Annotated in this window: 17 protein-coding genes; 9 read left to right on the plus strand and 8 right to left on the minus strand. The window is 67.1% G+C overall.

Going from position 1 to position 15,998, the window contains the following annotated elements; genetic code table 11:
• A partial coding sequence (locus tag VL973_RS12225; RefSeq protein ID WP_325284314.1) for a neutral zinc metallopeptidase occupies window positions 1-179 on the plus strand: 179 nt, incomplete at its 5' end.
• Entirely contained in the window at window positions 176-643 is a 468-nt protein-coding gene (locus VL973_RS12230; protein ID WP_325284301.1) for a GreA/GreB family elongation factor, read from the plus strand. The genes VL973_RS12225 and VL973_RS12230, both read left to right, overlap by 4 nt.
• A gap of 4 nt (window positions 644-647) precedes the next feature.
• Here VL973_RS12230 and VL973_RS12235 read toward each other — a convergent pair whose 3' ends face one another.
• The gene (locus VL973_RS12235; RefSeq protein WP_325284302.1) at window positions 648-1,781 is read right to left on the minus strand and encodes a hypothetical protein; all 1,134 of its coding nucleotides are present in this window, start codon (window positions 1,779-1,781) and stop codon (window positions 648-650) included.
• Between the two features lie 97 nt (window positions 1,782-1,878).
• Here VL973_RS12235 and VL973_RS12240 point away from each other — a divergent pair, with 97 nt between their 5' ends.
• The 4 genes from VL973_RS12240 to uvrC all read left to right on the plus strand — a co-directional run bounded on the left by VL973_RS12240 (window position 1,879) and on the right by uvrC (window position 7,431).
• A complete protein-coding gene (locus tag VL973_RS12240) occupies window positions 1,879-3,684 on the plus strand; it encodes a DUF885 domain-containing protein (RefSeq protein ID WP_325284303.1) in 1,806 nt (601 codons plus the stop codon).
• Window positions 3,681-4,337, plus strand: coding sequence for a hypothetical protein (locus VL973_RS12245; protein ID WP_325284304.1), 657 nt, complete (start codon window positions 3,681-3,683; stop codon window positions 4,335-4,337). Before VL973_RS12240 ends, VL973_RS12245 begins: the two co-directional genes overlap by 4 nt.
• Window positions 4,338-4,403: 66 nt before the next feature.
• Complete coding sequence (locus tag VL973_RS12250; protein WP_325284305.1) at window positions 4,404-5,462, plus strand: alpha/beta hydrolase; 1,059 nt, start codon at window positions 4,404-4,406, stop codon at window positions 5,460-5,462.
• Between the two features lie 49 nt (window positions 5,463-5,511).
• Window positions 5,512-7,431, plus strand: a complete 1,920-nt coding sequence (uvrC, locus tag VL973_RS12255) for an excinuclease ABC subunit UvrC (RefSeq protein ID WP_325284315.1) — start codon at window positions 5,512-5,514, stop codon at window positions 7,429-7,431.
• 8 nt (window positions 7,432-7,439) lie between these two features.
• On the opposite strand, the gene VL973_RS12260 is transcribed toward uvrC, so the two are convergent.
• Entirely contained in the window at window positions 7,440-8,720 is a 1,281-nt protein-coding gene (locus tag VL973_RS12260) for a DUF2254 domain-containing protein (protein ID WP_325284306.1), read from the minus strand.
• A 67-nt stretch (window positions 8,721-8,787) separates the two neighbouring features.
• Between VL973_RS12260 and VL973_RS12265 the strand changes: the two genes are divergently transcribed.
• Window positions 8,788-9,741 (plus strand): polysaccharide deacetylase family protein, encoded by a 954-nt coding sequence (locus VL973_RS12265; RefSeq protein ID WP_325284307.1) that lies wholly within the window; start codon window positions 8,788-8,790, stop codon window positions 9,739-9,741.
• A complete protein-coding gene (locus VL973_RS12270; protein WP_325284308.1) occupies window positions 9,738-10,619 on the plus strand; it encodes a GNAT family N-acetyltransferase in 882 nt (293 codons plus the stop codon). The genes VL973_RS12265 and VL973_RS12270 overlap by 4 nt, the downstream gene beginning before the upstream one ends.
• Here VL973_RS12270 and VL973_RS12275 read toward each other — a convergent pair.
• The 5 genes from VL973_RS12275 to serS all read right to left on the minus strand — a co-directional run bounded on the left by VL973_RS12275 (window position 10,609) and on the right by serS (window position 15,215).
• Window positions 10,609-10,956, minus strand: coding sequence for a DMT family protein (locus tag VL973_RS12275; protein ID WP_325284309.1), 348 nt, complete (start codon window positions 10,954-10,956; stop codon window positions 10,609-10,611). The genes VL973_RS12270 and VL973_RS12275 overlap by 11 nt on opposite strands.
• Window positions 10,953-11,981: a potassium channel family protein gene (locus VL973_RS12280; RefSeq protein WP_325284310.1), complete on the minus strand. Its 1,029-nt coding sequence runs from the start codon at window positions 11,979-11,981 to the stop codon at window positions 10,953-10,955. The genes VL973_RS12275 and VL973_RS12280 overlap by 4 nt, the downstream gene beginning before the upstream one ends.
• Window positions 11,978-13,006 carry a peptidoglycan DD-metalloendopeptidase family protein gene (locus VL973_RS12285; RefSeq protein ID WP_414712242.1) on the minus strand — a complete coding sequence of 343 codons (1,029 nt, stop codon included), beginning with the start codon at window positions 13,004-13,006 and terminating at the stop codon, window positions 11,978-11,980. Before VL973_RS12285 ends, VL973_RS12280 begins: the two co-directional genes overlap by 4 nt.
• A 54-nt stretch (window positions 13,007-13,060) precedes the next feature.
• The gene (gene surE / locus VL973_RS12290; RefSeq protein WP_325284316.1) at window positions 13,061-13,828 is read right to left on the minus strand and encodes a 5'/3'-nucleotidase SurE; all 768 of its coding nucleotides are present in this window, start codon (window positions 13,826-13,828) and stop codon (window positions 13,061-13,063) included.
• 109 nt (window positions 13,829-13,937) lie between these two features.
• Entirely contained in the window at window positions 13,938-15,215 is a 1,278-nt protein-coding gene (gene serS, locus VL973_RS12295; RefSeq protein WP_325284312.1) for a serine--tRNA ligase, read from the minus strand.
• 95 nt (window positions 15,216-15,310) lie between these two features.
• On the opposite strand from serS, the gene VL973_RS12300 reads away from it, so the two are divergent.
• A complete protein-coding gene (locus VL973_RS12300) occupies window positions 15,311-15,751 on the plus strand; it encodes a host attachment family protein (protein ID WP_325284313.1) in 441 nt (146 codons plus the stop codon).
• 67 nt (window positions 15,752-15,818) lie between these two features.
• On the opposite strand, the gene VL973_RS14325 is transcribed toward VL973_RS12300, so the two are convergent.
• On the minus strand, window positions 15,819-15,998 hold a 180-nt coding region (locus VL973_RS14325), incomplete at its 5' end, for a PEP-CTERM sorting domain-containing protein (protein ID WP_475526702.1).

The raw sequence follows: 15,998 nt of genomic DNA on the forward strand, positions 1-15,998 counted from the left end.
AAGAAGGCCTGACCGCCGCCAACGCGATCGGCGACGACACGCTGCAACGCCAGTCGGGCGGACAGGTCGTGCCCGACAGTTTTACGCATGGCAGTTCGGCGCAGCGGGTGAAATGGCTCCGCATCGGCCTGCAATCGGGCAACCCGGCGGCGTGTGACACGTTCAACAACCCGATATGAGTGTCGCTTTCCGACGTGAAGACGATGACGCCCACCGCGAACCCGTGTTCGAGCTGCCGCTGCCGCCCGGTCCCAATCTGGTCACGGCACGCGGGCTGAACCTGATCGAGGCGCGGGTCGCCGAACTTCAGACAGCGGTCGATGCCGCCGCCGACGAGGAAGCGGCCAAGACCCTGCGCCGCGACCTGCGTTACTGGCTAGCGCGTGCCAGCAAGGCTGAGGTGCAGCCGGTGGTGGCGGGCGATGCCGTCGCGTTCGGCACGCGCGTCACCTATCGGCTGGGCGGACGCGAGCGCACGGTCGCACTGGTCGGCAGCGACGAGGCGGACGTGACCGAGGACGCCATCCCGTTCACCGCCCCCATCGCCCAGGCGATGATGGACGCCGAACCCGGTGAGCGCGTCGATTATCAGGGCCGCGCCGAAGCGATCGAGGTGATCGCGGTCGAGGCGCTGCGGGTCTGATTTGTCAGGCGGCGGGTGGCGTAGCAGCCGTCCGGTCGTTTGTGATGTCGAGAATCTGGATCCCTTGCCGACCCAAGGGCTGCTTGCTCAAATATCCGGTCGGCGCGATCCGTTCCGGTCGCCAGGTCAGGCGTTCGACCCGGTAGACGCCGGGGCTGCCGACAGGCAGGTCCAGTGGCGCATATTGGCGCTGCCGCATCGAATCAACAAACGGTTTGGTCCAGTCCCGTGCACGGCTGCCTCGGAGCACCTCGATCTCGGCTACCTGTCCGTCAGGCCTCACCATGAAGCCGACATCGGCCCATTGGATCTGCGGGGATGCGGTGACATAGGTCGGCAAGGTCACGCCGCCGAGCCGCTGTTGGACGGCGTTCGCCGCGCCAGCGGCATCGGCGGCAATCACAGGCACCTCGCGGACCAGCACCGGAGGATTGTCGGGATCGGTGCGAAGCGTGGCCAGCAGTGCGTCCACTGCGCCCTCATCCCCCCGCGCCCGCGCCAGCCGCGCCGCAATGACGGCCGCCATTTGCCGAACCACGCGATCGGCGGCGGCGGGCGACGCCTGCACCGTGGCCAGCCGCCGTTCCGCACTGCCCCGATTGTCCTGATGAAGGTCGATCGTCGCGGCGCGAAGTTCGCTCAGCGCCGCCAGCCTGTGTTCCCCGCGCCGGGCATAGCCCTCCGCCGCCACCTCGAACTGCTCGCGGGCGTTGAACGGCTGGCCGATGCTGCTCCAAAAGTCACCCAGCTGGATCGCGGTCAACAAGACTTGCGGGTCGTCGGCCGGCAGGTTTTCCTTCAGCGTGCGGTTCTGTCGGATTAACATGGTGCGATAAATCTTCATGTCGCCCATGTGCTGGTTGACCGTGGCGTTGGCTTCGTAAAGCGCGGCGACCACACGGGGGAACTGCGCCGCATTGCCACGCTGGCGTGACAGTGCCGCGTTCAGTGTGCGGCGGGCGTCGTGATACTCCCCTTGCGCGAACTGCGCCTCGGCATGGGCGATCGACAGGCGTGCGTCGTCGGGGGTCGGGCATCGCCGCTCGATACAGGCGGTTAGCGCTTCTTCGGTGCGGCGTGCGCGCACGACGATGTCGGGATCGGCGGCAACCTGCGCCAGCAACAGCGTAAGGATCATGGACGCGACTCCTTCATTCTGCTGATGTGGAGGTTGAGGGCTTTGCCCAGTCAGGTCAATCGCATAGTCATGGGTGAAACCAGTTCAGGGAGTGCCCATGCGCCGTCGCCAATTCCTCGCCTCCGCCAGTGTCGCTGCCGCTGTCGCTGCACTTCCCGTCGGTGTCCGCGCCGCGCAGGACAGCCGCAACGCCGATTTTCGCGCGATGCTCGACCGCTTTTTCTATGCCCGGCTGGAGGACAGCCCCGAAGGCGCCACCTCGCTCGGCCTCGACACGGGCGAGCGCGAGCACCTGAAATCGAAGCTGTCCGACGCGTCGCGCGCGGGTCAGGCGCGGCAGTTCGCGCGGGCGAAGCAGGAACTCGCCGCGATCAAGGCGATCCCGCGCGATCAACTGGGTGACACTGCAAAGCTCGATTATGACGTGATCGAATATAGTCTTGAGCGGACCATCGACGGCGAGCGGTTCGATTACGGAGCCAGTGCGGGGCGCTATGCCCCCTATGTGCTGACGCAATTGACGGGCGCCTATCGCGACGTGCCCGATTTTCTGTCGAACCAGCACCGTGTGCGCGATGCCGCCGAAGCCGATGCCTATGTCGCGCGGGTGGAAGCATTCGCCGTTGCAGTGGACGCCGAGACGCAGCGCCAGCGCGAGGATGCGGCCAAGGGCGTGTTCGCGCCCGATTACATCCTCGACACGACCCTGAAACAGCTTGGCTCCGTTCGCGATCAGGCGCCCGCCGCCACTGGCCCCGTCACCGACCTGACCGCCAAGCTCAAGGCCGCGAACCTGCCGCCGGCGCGTGCTCAGGCGGTCGAAACGCTGATGGCGGAGCGCGTTTTCCCCGCGCTCGACCGTCAGCGCGCGCTCGTCACCGACCTGCGCCGCCGCGCCACGCACGATGCCGGCGTGTGGCGCCTGCCCGATGGCGAGGCCTATTACGCCGCCGCCGCCAGCGCGGCTACCACGACCGAGTTGACGGGCGACGAGATCCATCGCCTGGGCCTGGAGCAGGTTGCCCAGATCAGCGGTCGCATCGACGGCATCCTGAAGGGGCAGGACATGTCGCAGGGCAGTGTCGGCGACAGGCTGGTCGCGCTGAACAAGCGGCCCGATCAGCTCTATCCCAACACCGATCCGGGGCGCGAGGCGCTGCTGGAGGCTTTGCGTGAGCAGGTGGCGGCGATGACCGCGCGCCTGCCCGAACAATTCAACGTGCTGCCCAAGGCCCCGGTCGAGGTGCGCCGTGTGCCCGAAGCCATTCAGGCGGGTGCGCCGGGCGGCTATTACCAGTCGGCATCGCTCGACGGGACGCGGCCCGCCATCTATTTCATCAATCTGCGCGACACGTTCGACCGGCCCAAATTCGGCCTGGCCACGCTCAGCCACCATGAAGGGGTGCCGGGCCACCACCTGCAGGTCATGACCGCGCTGGAAAGCGACGACATCCCGCTGCTGCGCCGCCGTGGCGGCTATTCGGGCTATACCGAGGGGTGGGCGCTCTATTCGGAGCAACTGGCCGACGAAATGGGCATGTATGAAGGCGATCCTCTGGGGCAGGTCGGCTATCTGCAATCGCTGTTGTTCCGCGCGACGCGGCTGGTGGTGGATTCAGGGATGCACGCCAAGCGCTGGAGCCGCGAAAAGGCGACAGAGTATTTCATCGCCACGACCGGCATCGCGCGCGGGCGCAGCCAGGGAGAGATCGACCGCTACACCGTCTGGCCGGGTCAGGCATGCAGCTACAAGATCGGCCACACCGTCTGGACCCGCCTGCGCGACGAGGCCAAGGCCAAGGCGGGCGCGAACTGGGATCCCAAGGCGTTCCATTCGGTGCTGACATTGGGCGCGATGCCGCTGACCGTGCTGGAGCGGGTGGCGCGCACGCGGATGGCATGATGCAGGTCGAGGGTGATTATCGCGCCGACGGGGCCGCGCTGGTGCGTGGCCTCGTCCCGCCGGAAGTCTGCAATGCGCTGCTGCGGCAATTCCAGCTTGAGCTGGACCCCGACGAGCGCGGACTGGATGCCCCGGCGACCGGCTCCTCCTTGCTGGTGCGCGACGTGCCCGAAATCTATGGCTTTGCCTGGTCGCCGCTGGTCACGTTCCTGTGGGGGCTGACCCCGTCGATCCGGTCGATCACCGGCATCGATCTGGTGCCCAGCTATGACTATCTGCGCCTCTATCGCGAAGGCGATCTGTGTCGGGTCCACAGCGACCGCGCGTCGTGCGAGCACAGCCTGTCGCTGACGCTCGATTATTCCGACGGCGCGGTGTGGCCGCTCGAGATCGGGGACACCGTGCTCCCCGAACCGACAAAGCGCGTGACCGACGATTTCGAGGGTGACGGCTTCCGCAGCTTCGACATGCAGCCCGGCGACGGCGTGCTGTATAACGGCGTCCACCGTCGGCACGGACGGATCACGCCCAACCCCAATGGCTGGTCGGCGCATCTGTTCATGCACTGGGTCGAACGCGGCGGCGCCTTTGCGGACCAGGCATTCGATGCCCGCCCCGAATATCGCCAGCCTGTCAATTTCCGCTTTACGTGACGATCATATAGGATTGACTTTTGTGCCATAACTCCGAGTAATCCCGCCAGGGACAAGGAGAGGCGGATGCGTAAATTTTGGGGATTGTCGTTGCTGGCGGTGCTAATCCTGACGCCAGCCGCGTCGGCACAGGTGAACACGCTGGTGCCGGAAAAAGTGGCGGGCGCGAAACCCGTCAAGATTGAGCGGATCAAGGTTCATTCGGCGGCGATCGAAGGCAATCTGGAGGGCGAAAGCGCCGATCGCGATGTGCTGGTCATCCTGCCGCCGGGCTATGCCGCCAATCCCGCGCGCCGTTACCCTGTCGTCTATGCGCTGCACGGCTATTCGATCGGGGCCGAGCAATGGGCGAACGAAATCCATGTGCCGGGTTCGGTCGAGGGCGCGTTCGCCAAGGGCGCGCGGGAAATGATCGTGGTGATGCCCGACAGCAAGACGGTGCATAACGGGTCGATGTATTCGCGGTCGCAGACGACGGGCGATTTCGAGACGTTCATCGCGCGCGATCTGGTCGCCTATATCGACCGCCATTACCGCACCGTGCCCGCGCGGGAGAGCCGTGGCCTGGTGGGCCATTCGATGGGCGGATATGGCGCGTCGCGGATTGGCATGAAGCACGCCGATGTGTTTGGCGCGCTATATATGATGAGTCCGTGCTGCCTGTCGCCGCGCGGCGCGATGGGGCTGGACGAAAAAGCCGAGGCCGCGTTCGCCGGCGTCAAGTCGATCGAGGATGCCAAGAAGCTGGGCTGGGGGCAGCGCGCCACGCTGGCGGCGGCGGCGGCATGGTCGCCCAATCCGACCAACGCGCCGCTGTTCCTCGACCTGCCGTTCGGCGACGAGAAGCAGCGCGCCGATGTGCTGGCCCGCTGGGCCGCAAACGCGCCGCTGGCGTTCATCGACCAGCATGTCGCGGACTTGCGCCGATACCGGGCGATTGCGCTGGATGTCGGTGACAAGGACGGGCTGGTCGGCGATGCGGGCAAGCTGCACGATGCGCTGAACCGTTATGGCATCGCCCATGGATATGAGGTGTATCAGGGCGACCATACCAGCCATATCGGCGTGCGGATGCAGGAACAGGTGCTGCCCTTTTTCAGCCGGAGCCTCAGCTTCCCCAACTGATCGCCCGGCTCGCTTGCGGGCGGGGCCATCGGCACCCTAGATGGGGTCGATGTCCGCCCGCACGCCCGACCGTTTCAACGAGGAAACCGCGACTTACGCCGTAAAGGGCGCCGACGCTCCCGATCTTGAGGCCGGGGTGGCGGCGATCCGCAATGTTGTTCGCACGCTGCCGACGCGGCCAGGCGTTTACCGGATGCAGGATGCGCGCGGCGACGTGCTGTATGTGGGCAAGGCGCGGGCGCTTAAGAACCGCGTCACCAACTATACCCAGATCGCGCGCCTGTCGAAACGGTTGCAGCGCATGGTCGCCCAGACGCGCAGCATGACCATCGTCACGACCAACAGCGAGGCGGAGGCGCTGCTGCTGGAAGCGCAGCTCATCAAGCGCTATCGCCCGCCCTACAACGTCCTGCTGCGCGACGATAAGTCGTTTCCCTTCATCCTGTTGCGCGGCGAGCATGATTTCCCGCGCGTCCAGCTTCATCGCGGCGCACGGCGCGCCAAGGGCGATTATTTCGGCCCCTTCGCGGGCGCGGGACAGGTCCGCAAGACGCTGAACGCGCTGCAAAAGCTGTTCCTGTTACGGTCGTGCACGGACGGGTTCTTCAACACCCGCGACCGGCCGTGCCTGCTGTATCAGATCAAGCGATGCTCGGCGCCGTGCGTCGACCGGATCAGCCCGGCGGACTATGCCGAGCTGGTCGGGGACGCCAAACGCTTTTTGTCGGGCAAGTCGACCGAAGTGCAGGCCCGGCTGGGCGCGCAGATGCAGGACGCGGCCGAGCGGATGGATTTCGAGCAGGCGGCGGTGCTCCGCGACCGGCTAAAGGCGCTTACCTTCATTCAAGGCAGCCAGGCGATCAATGCCGAGGGCGTGGGCGACGCCGATGTGTTTGCGATGGCGGAAAAGGAGGGGCAGGTCGGCATCCAGGCCTTTTTCATTCGCGGCGGCCAGAATTGGGGGCATCGCGCCTTTTTCCCCACCCATGTCGCCGACGTGCCGCAGGACGAGGTGTTCAGCCAGTTCCTGATGCAGTTTTACGAAGAGGTGCCGCCCGCGCGCAACGTGCTGGTCGACCGCGAACTGAGCGAGGCCGAATTGCTGGCGGAGGCGATGAGCGCGCGCGCGGGATACCGCGTGTCACTGTCGGTGCCGCAGCGTTCGGCGCGGCGGCGGCTGATCGAACAGGCCAGCCGCAACGCGGTCGAGGCGCTGGACCGGCGGCTGGCGGAGTCGACCACGCAGGCGCGGCTGCTGCGCGAAGTGGCCGAATTGTTCGGCCTGTCGGAAAGCCCCGACCGGATCGAGGTTTACGACAACAGCCATATTCAGGGCACCAACGCGCTGGGCGCGATGGTCGTCGCCGGGCCGGAGGGGTTCCGCAAGGGCCAGTATCGCAAGTTCAACATCAAGCGCGCCGAAACTGCTCCCGGCGACGATTTCGCGATGATGCGCGAAGTGCTGACGCGCCGGTTCAAGCGCGCGCAGGACGAGGACCCCGACCGCGATCGCGGCGACTGGCCCGATCTGGTGCTGGTCGACGGCGGGCGCGGGCAGTTGAACGTCGCGACGGAAGTGCTGGAGGATCTGGGCATCGAGGATGTCTGCGTCGTCGGCATCGCCAAGGGGCCGCATCATGGCCGGGACGGGCGCGAGGTGTTCCACCTGATGGACGGGCGCGAGTTTCAGTTGCCGGTCAATTCGCCGGTGCTGTTCTATCTTCAGCGGCTGCGCGACGAGGTGCACCGCTTCGCGATCGGCGCGCATCGTGAAAAGCGGGCCAAGGCGATGGGCGCGTCACCGCTGGACGAAGTGCCCGGCATCGGTCCCGCGCGCAAAAAGGCGCTGCTGATGCATTTCGGCACCGCCAAGGCCGTGCGCTCCGCCAGCCTTGAGGATTTGCAAAAAACGCCCGGCGTGTCGCGCGCGATGGCGCAGCAGGTCCACGATTTTTACCACGCGCGCTGATCGGCGCGTCAGTCTCGGGTCAGCGCGGCAGCGGCCTTTCGCACGGCGTCGCGATCCGACTCCATCGTTAGCGCCGCTTCCGCACGGGCCAGCGCCTCGGCGCTCTCACGCCGCGCGATGTCGGCGAAAGCGGGCGCGCACCGTGCCCAAGCGGCGAATGTCTTTTGCAGGCGCACTGCGACCTCGACCGTGCCCGCCCCGTCGCGCGCAATGGCGCGGAACGCATCGGTCGCCACATCCCCGATCGCGATGGCGGGCATGACCACTTGATCGTCGACCGGCGCCAGATCGTCGCGATCAAGCGCGGCCAGTGCGTTCAGCACGCGCAACTGCGAACCCAGCACCGAAATCGCAGTGCCGGGATCATTGACCGCCGGCGACAGCGCGCGCGATGCGATTTCGCCCAGCACGATCAGGCCGAAGCGCGGGTCGTTGTCGAAACTGCGGTCGCGGTCGATGCTGATCGCATCGATCACGCGGTCACTGATGCCGGCGGCATCGCCGTCGACCCATGCCAGCACGCGGTCGGGGTCGATGAACATGCCCGGCAGCACGGCAAGAAAGATGCGCCCGCCGGATGCCTGGCTGCAATCGCGAAGCGCCTTGGCATCGACATGGGTGACATAACCGATCCGGTCGCAGCGCAGCGGCGTCGCGCCGGGCGGGAGCGGCGGCGTCGCCAGCCCGGCCCGGCGCGGGGGATGCGCGATCGAGCGCACCGCGTCGATTGCGGCGCATTCGACGCGGCGGATGGTGTCGTGCACCCGGCCCAGTTGCGCCAGATAGCTGATCCATCGCAGCAGTGTGATGACGATCATCAGGATCACCGCGACCGTGCCGCCGAACAGCAGCACGCGGCCCTGTTCGCCGTAAAAGCCCGTCGACAGGGCAATGATGCCGACGATCGCGAACAGGAACCCGCCCAGGAACGTCGACAGCGCATTTTGCGACGCGCTGTCCTCCGACAACAGCTTCACCGCGCGCGGGGTGACGTTGGAGGTGGCGGCGCTATAGGCCGAAACCATCGCCGTCAGTGAAAAGGTCGTGACTGCCAACATGCTCGACGCGATGATGCCGAGGATATTGTCGACCGCCGACCCGCCGATACTGGCGCTCAATTCATAGGGGATGAACGGTGCAACGACCGGCGCGACCAGGGCGAGGACGACGGCGGCCAGCGAATAGGCGGCGGCGCGGAACCACAACCGGCGGCTTAACAAGCGCCACAGCCAGGCGGTGCGGCTCATCGTGCGGGAGGCGACTGGATCATGGGGCGGTGAACGTCGCATGGCGGCGCGCGTTTCCCAAGCCTCGCGTTGGCGAAATCTTCACGACGCGGGCGGTAGGGCGGCGCGCATGACCCCGGTGTTCCTGACCGTCGATACCGAATTGATGTGGCGGCACCATGCCGCGCGCCGGCCGCTGGACGAGCAGGTCGCGCGGTCTATCGATCCGGCAGGGGTCGGAATCGGCTATCAACTCGACATGCTGGCGCGTCACGACCTCAAGGCGTGTTTCTTCGTCGATCCGATGCCCGCCGCGATCCACGGGCCTGATGTGGTGAAGCGCATCGTCGCCCCCATTCTGGCGGCGGGGCAGGAAGTGCAACTGCACCTGCACCCGAATTGGGCGGGTGCGGTGGCAGGGGATGGCGGCGCGGCGCATGGTGTGTTCGAGCTGGTCGACCTGAACCGCGCGGGACAACAGGCATTGCTGGCGCAGGCAATCGACTGGCTGGTGGCGGCGGGTTGCGAACGCCCGATCGCCTTTCGCGCGGGCAGCTATGCCGCCAATGACGACACGATCGATGCGCTGGTTGCCCTGGGTCTCGACTATGACAGTAGCCATAACGGATCGGCGCACCCATGGCCGAGCGGCCTGTCGCTGCCCGCCGACAGCATCGCGCCGATGCTGCATCGCGGGCTGATCGAATGCCCGGTCACGCTGATCGAGGAAGCGCCGGGCCGCCTTCGCCATTTCCAGATCTGCGCGCTGTCGACCGTTGAAATGCGCGACGCGCTGGACCATGCGGCCCGCCACGATCATGCCGCCGTGACGATCGTCAGCCACGGCTTTGAACTGGCAACGCGCGCCGGCACCGCCCCCAATGCGGTGCATGTCCGCCGGTTCGAGGCGCTGTGTGCGATGCTGGCGGAACGGCGGCTGGCCTTGCCGACATGCTGGTATCGGGATCGCCCGGCGCTGGTGCTGGGTCAGGCCGACCGGCCGCTGCCGCCGCGCCGGACGCGGACCGCCATGCGTCGCGTCGAACAGCTCTGGTCCAATCTGGTCGCCGAGCGCGCGCGGTGAGCGAACCGCTCGACCTGAGCATCGCGTTTCGGGTGGGCGCGCGGACCATCGCGTCGATTCGCCGGCGGCTGGTGCGCGTAGCGGTGCCGCTGGACCAGGCGATTGCCGGCCGGACACCCATATTGCCGCCGCTGCCCCGCGCCGCCGATGGCTATTCGTTGCTGTCCTGCCCGACCGCGGCTGTCGCCGGGCTGGATGCGGGCGGGCTGATCGTCGCCGAGCGGCAGCGATACCGGCGCTGGTATGCCGATCTGACATTGGGTTGGGACGCTTATCAGGCCGGATTGTCGGGCAATCTGCGCTCGACGCTCAAGCGCAAGGGCAAGAAGATTGCGGAAGGATCGGGCGGGCGCATCGACGTGCGCCGATACCGCACGCCCGATGAAATGGCGGCATTCCATGCCGTCGCGCGGCCGCTGGCGGCGGCGACCTATCAGGAGCGTCTGCTGGGCATGGGGCTGCCGGGCGATCCCGAATGGGTGGCGGCGATGCTGGCGCGGGCGGTGGACGGCAACGCGCGCGGCTGGCTGCTGTATATCGGCGACGCCCCGGCCGCCTATCTCTTTTGCCCTGTCGTGGCCGGGACCGTGATCTATGAGTTTGTCGGGCACGATGCCGCGTTCGACGCGCTGTCGCCGGGCACGGTGCTGATGGCGGCGGCGCTCAGGGACCTGATGGACGAGGCTGTTCACGCCCGGTTCGACTTCACCGAAGGCGAAGGGCAGCACAAGCGCCAGTTCGCGACGGGCCATGTCGAATGCTGCGACCTGTTCGTGCTGCGCCCCACGCTGGTCAATCGCGCCGCGATGACGGCGTTGCACGGGTTTGACGGCATGGTCGCGCGGATCAAGCGATTGCGCGCGCGCCTCAGGCCCTGAACAGGAAGAACGCGCCGCCCGCGATCAGCGCAAAGCCGATCAGATGATTGGGCGTCACCTTTTGCCCCAGATACAGGATCGAGAAGGCGGCGAAGACCGTCAGGGTGATGACTTCCTGCATCCCCTTGAGCTGCGCGGCCGAATAGACGCCGCTGCCGATCCGGTTGGCGGGCACCGCCAGCATATATTCGGGTAGCGCGATCAGCCAGCTGACCAGGATGACGGCCCACAGCGCCACGCCCTTGTGCTTCAGATGGCCATACCAGGCAAAGGTCATGAAGATGTTGGAGCCGATCAGCATCAGGATCGGCAGGATGCGCGCCGGTTCGATCGTCATGCGCCGCCCACGCCCCGGCGCGCGACGATTTCGACCAGGATATCGCCGTCACGGATGCTGCGCGCCTCCGGATCGAAAAAGCCGAACGGCCTCCCGTCCCGATACAGCCGCACGCCGAGGCCGGTCTGGATGCCGGTCAGCGGCTGTCCGATCTCATGTGCGGCGGGGCGGCGTTCGGACAGCTGGACGCGTCCGTCAAAGCTGGCAAGGTCCATCATGTAATCGGCGACATGGCTGCCGCTGCATGAGCTGGCGAGCAGCAGGCCGGCGAAGCTGACCGGGTTGATGACCGTCGTGGCACCCGCCGCGCGGGCGGGGAGTTCGTTGTCTTCGGCCTTGACGATGATGCTGATCGGGAGGTCGGGGGCCAGATGGCGCGCCGTCAGCGTGATGAGGATCGACGTGTCATCACGCCCCGCCGCGACGATCAGCGAACAGGCGGCGGCGACGCGCACGTCCATCAGCGTCTGGTCGCGCGTCGCATCCGCCAGCAACACGGCGCAGCCCAGCTTTTCGGCCTGTTCCAGCCGATCCTGGTCGCCGTCGATCACCACGATCTGTGTCGCGTCGCGACCACGGGCGACCAGTTCGTCAACGGCCTCCGACCCGGTCTTGCCGAACCCGGCGACGACGATGTGGCCGGTCAGATCGCGCTGGATGCGTGCCATGCGCCACTTCTCCCATGTGCGCTTGAGGACGAAATCATATGTGGTGCCGATGAACAGCAACACCACGAACACCCGGATCGGCGTGACGATCAGCGCGTCGAACAGGCGCGCGCGTTCCGTCACCGGCGCGATGTCGCCATAGCCGGTGGTGGTGATCGAGATGAAGGTGAAATAGACGACATCGACAAAGCTGACCTGCCCGTCATAATTGTCGCGCAGCCCTTCGCGATCGAACCAGTGCACGCCGATGGCGATGCCCAGTAGCGACAGCACCGCCACCACGCGCCAGCCGATCGACAGCCACACGGGCAGTTGCGACCGCCGGGTCAGCGTGCCGGGCGCTCCGCGACGGATCATCGGCGCGGCAACCGGCTGATCGGGTCGACCGGCGTGCGGCCGTCGCGAATCTCGAAATGCAGTTCGGGCCGGTTGGCGGCGCCGGTGTCACCCGACAGCGCGATCGTCTGTCCCCGCTTCACCGACTGGCCGCGCTGCACCAGCAACTGTCCGGCATGGCCGTAAACCGATGTGAGCCGACCGCCATGTTTCAGGATGACCAGCCCGCCCAGCGACGGAATGTCGCTGCCCGCATAAGCGACCACGCCATCGGCGGCGGCAGTGACCGGTGTTTCAAGCGGCACGGCGATCTTGATGCCGTCATTGCGCTCCCCGCTGGCGCCGGGGCCGAAGCGGCGCACAACGCGTCCGCCAGCGACCGGCCAGACAAAGCCGCTGCTTGCCCGCGTCGGTTCGGCGACGGCGGCGGTCGAGGGGAGCACCCGGCGGGCTGTGGCGACCGGCCGCGCCGGCGCGGCATTTTCCGCGATGGCGGGCTGGCTGCCCGTCACCAGATCGTCGATGTCGAGCGTGAAGGCCGCGGCGCGTTCGGCGGCGCTGCGCGGGATCGCATCACCGGGGATCAGCACCCGCTGCCCTACGCGAAGGATATACGGTTCCTCCAGCCGGTTGGCGTCGACAACGCGCGACCATTCGACGCCATAAGCGCGCGCGATGCCGATGCCCGTCTGTCCCGACCGCACCAGATGCCAGCGCCCGCCGGGGATCGACAAACGCTGACCCGGATAGATGGTGTAGGGCGGCGCCAGTGCGTTCACCCGCGCGATCGCTTCCGACCCGGCCCCCGTGCGCTCGGCAATGCGGCGCAGGCTGTCGCCGCGCTGCACGGTATAAATGCTGTCGGCGATGACGCGCGCATCGGCTCGCACCGACCGGGCTTCCCATGCCGGGGCGGGGGCGGGCAGGGCGCGCACCTGTTCATCGTCCTGACCGCGCACCGGCTCGGGGCGGGCAGCGGGCGGCGGCGGCGCGGTGCGCGGCGCCTCCCGCTGGGGGATCAGGCATCCGGCCAGCGCCATGGGCATGGCCAGCACGCCCGCCCGTTTCGCCATCCCCCCCGTCATGCCGCCCCCCATGTCTCAGTCGCGATAGGCCGCGACCAGCCGGTCCATCGATTCACGGTGCGTCAGGTCCAGATGCAGCGGCGTCACCGCGACATAGCCGTCCTGCACCGCTTCCAGATCGGTCGAATGCGCGGGCGTCTCGACCGTCGGGCCAAGCGCGAACCAGTGATATTCATAGCCGCGCGGGTCGCGGTTCGACACGATCCGCAACCGGCCATAATCGCGCAGCCCCTGTCCGACCACGCGCACCCCTTTCACCTGATCGGCGGGCAGGGCGGGGAAGTTGACGTTGACCAGCGTGCGTGGCGCCCATGGCATGTCGATCAGCGGCGCCAGCACCCGCGCGCCCCAATGCGCGGCGGCGTCGAACGGCACGGTGTCGCCCATCCCCTCGCGTGCATAAACCTGACTGAAGGCGACCGATCGCACGCCCGCCAGCGCGCCCTCCATCGCGGCGGACACCGTGCCTGAATAGGTCACGTCCTCCGCCAGATTGGCGCCGCGATTGACGCCCGACAGGATCAGGTCTGGCGGGCTGTCGACCATGATCCTGGCAAGCGCCATCATCACCGCATCGGTGGGCGTGCCGGCGACGGCGAAGCGCCTGTCGGCAAAGCGGCGGATGCGAAGCGGGCGACTCAATGTCAGCGAATGCCCCGCACCCGATTGCTCCTCACTGGGCGCGACCACCCAGACATCGTCGGAGAAGTGCGCGGCGATATCCTCCAGCACCTTCAGCCCCGGCGCGTGATAACCGTCGTCATTCGTGACCAGGATACGCATCATCGCTGCTCCCTTGTTCGAGGTGCGGCATCGCGGCGGTGCCGCCACCTCTCCACCGGCTGCTCGGTTCCCCCTCCCCATGCCGGGGAGGTGCGGGCGCGGGACAGCATCAGCGCGGCGCCAGTAATTCGACGCCGCCCAGCCAGGGCCGCAGCACCTCGGGCACGGCGACCGATCCGTCGGCTTGCTGGTAATTCTCGATCACGGCGACCAGCGTGCGCCCGACCGCCAGACCCGATCCGTTGAGGGTGTGGACGAAGCGGGTCGCCTTTTCCCCCTCGGGCCGGAAGCGCGCGTTCATGCGGCGCGCTTGAAAATCGCCGCAGGTCGAGCAGGACGAAATCTCGCGGTAACGATCCTGTCCGGGCAGCCACACCTCGAGATCAAATGTGCGCGTCGCCGAAAAGCCCATGTCGCCCGTGCAAAGCTTCATCCGGCGATAGGCAAGGCCCAGCCGCTCAAGGATCGTCTCCGCCGCGCGCGTCATCCGCTCATGCTCCTCGTCCGACGCATCGGGGGTGGTGATCGACACCATTTCCACCTTGTCGAACTGATGCTGACGGATCAGGCCGCGCGTGTCACGTCCCGCCGCCCCCGCTTCGGACCGGAAGCACGGCGTCAGCGCGGTCAGCCGCATCGGCAGTGCGTGTTCCGGCAGGATCGCTTGCGCGACGATGTTGGTCAGGCTGACTTCCGCCGTCGGGATCAGCCAGCGGCCATCGGTGGTGCGGAACAGATCCTCGGCGAATTTGGGCAATTGCCCGGTGCCGAACAGCGCCTCGTCACGCACCAGCACGGGCGGCACGACTTCCTCGAACGCGAAGTCGCGGGTCAGCGTGTCGAGCATGAATTGGCCCAGCGCCCGGTGCAGCCGTGCGGCGGCCCCGCGGATCAGCGTGAAGCGTGCGCCCGACAGCGCTGCACCCCCTTCAAAGTCGAGGCCCAGCGCGGGGCCGAGGTCGGCGTGATCGCGCGGGGTGAAGACAAAGGCGGGGCGTTCGCCCACGGCTTTTTGCTCGGCATTGTCGCCCTCGTCCGCGCCGTTGGGCACATCGGCGGCGGGCAGGTTGGGGATGGCTGCCAGTTGCGCGTCCATCTCGGCGGTCAGCGTGCGCTCCTCCGCCTCAAGCTCGGGCAGGCGGGTCTTTAGCGTCGCAACTTCGGCCATCAGCGCGTCGGCGGCGGCGTGATCGCCCTTGCCCTTGGCCGCGCCGATCGCTTTCGACGCTTCGTTGCGGCGGGCCTGTCCCACCTGAAGTTCGGTCACGATCGCGCGGCGGCGTTCGTCCAGCGCCACCAGATCGGCGGCGATCGACGACAGGCCACGGCGCGCCAGCGCAGCGTCAAAGGATTGCGGGTCTTCGCGGATCAGACGGATGTCGTGCATGTCCGCGCTATGGCCCGGTCGCCCCTGCCAGCGCAACCGGGAAGGCGTGCGGCGCGTTGAACGGGGGAATCGCACATAGAAAAAGGAGAGAAGCGATGCAGATTCCCCATCAGACATTCGTGGTGGTCGCCGACGGGCGCAAGATGCTGTTCTTCCGCAACGAAGGCGATGCCGAGCATCTGAACCTGGTGGTCGAGCGCGTGCGTGAACAGGACAATCCGTCCGACGGCGATCAATCGACCGACCGTCCGGGTCGTGCCTTTTCCAGCGTCGGTTCGGGCCGCAGCGCTTATGAGGAAACCGATTTCCACCAGATGGAGGAGGATCGCTTTGCCGCTGAGACCGCCAACCTGCTCCGCAAGCGGGCGCTTCGCAACGATTTCGACAAGCTGGTGATCGTCGCCCCGCCCAGGACGCTGGGCGAGCTTCGCAAGCATTATCACAAGGAAGTGGCCGACCGGCTGGCAGGGGAACTGGACAAGGATCTGACCGGGCACCCGGTGCCGGAGATCGAAAAGGCGCTGTCCGCCGCCTGATCGCAGAATGTGAAAAGGCCCCTCCGTCGCCGGAAGGGGCCTTTTCATGAGGCGTAAGGGGCCACGCTCAGCCCGATTTTTTGCGGTTCAGGCGACCGCGCGCCACCAGCGCGGCGGCACCGGCGCCGAACAGCAGCAGCATCGGCGGGGCGGGAACCGGCGTCGGCGGATTGCCCGATGAACCGCCCGACGAACTGGCGCTGGATGCCGAACTGGCGCTCGACGCGGACGATGCGCTGGAGCCGGA

It is taken from the genome of Sphingomonas sp., assembly GCF_035490575.1.
Taxonomy (GTDB): Bacteria; Pseudomonadota; Alphaproteobacteria; order Sphingomonadales; family Sphingomonadaceae; genus Sphingomonas.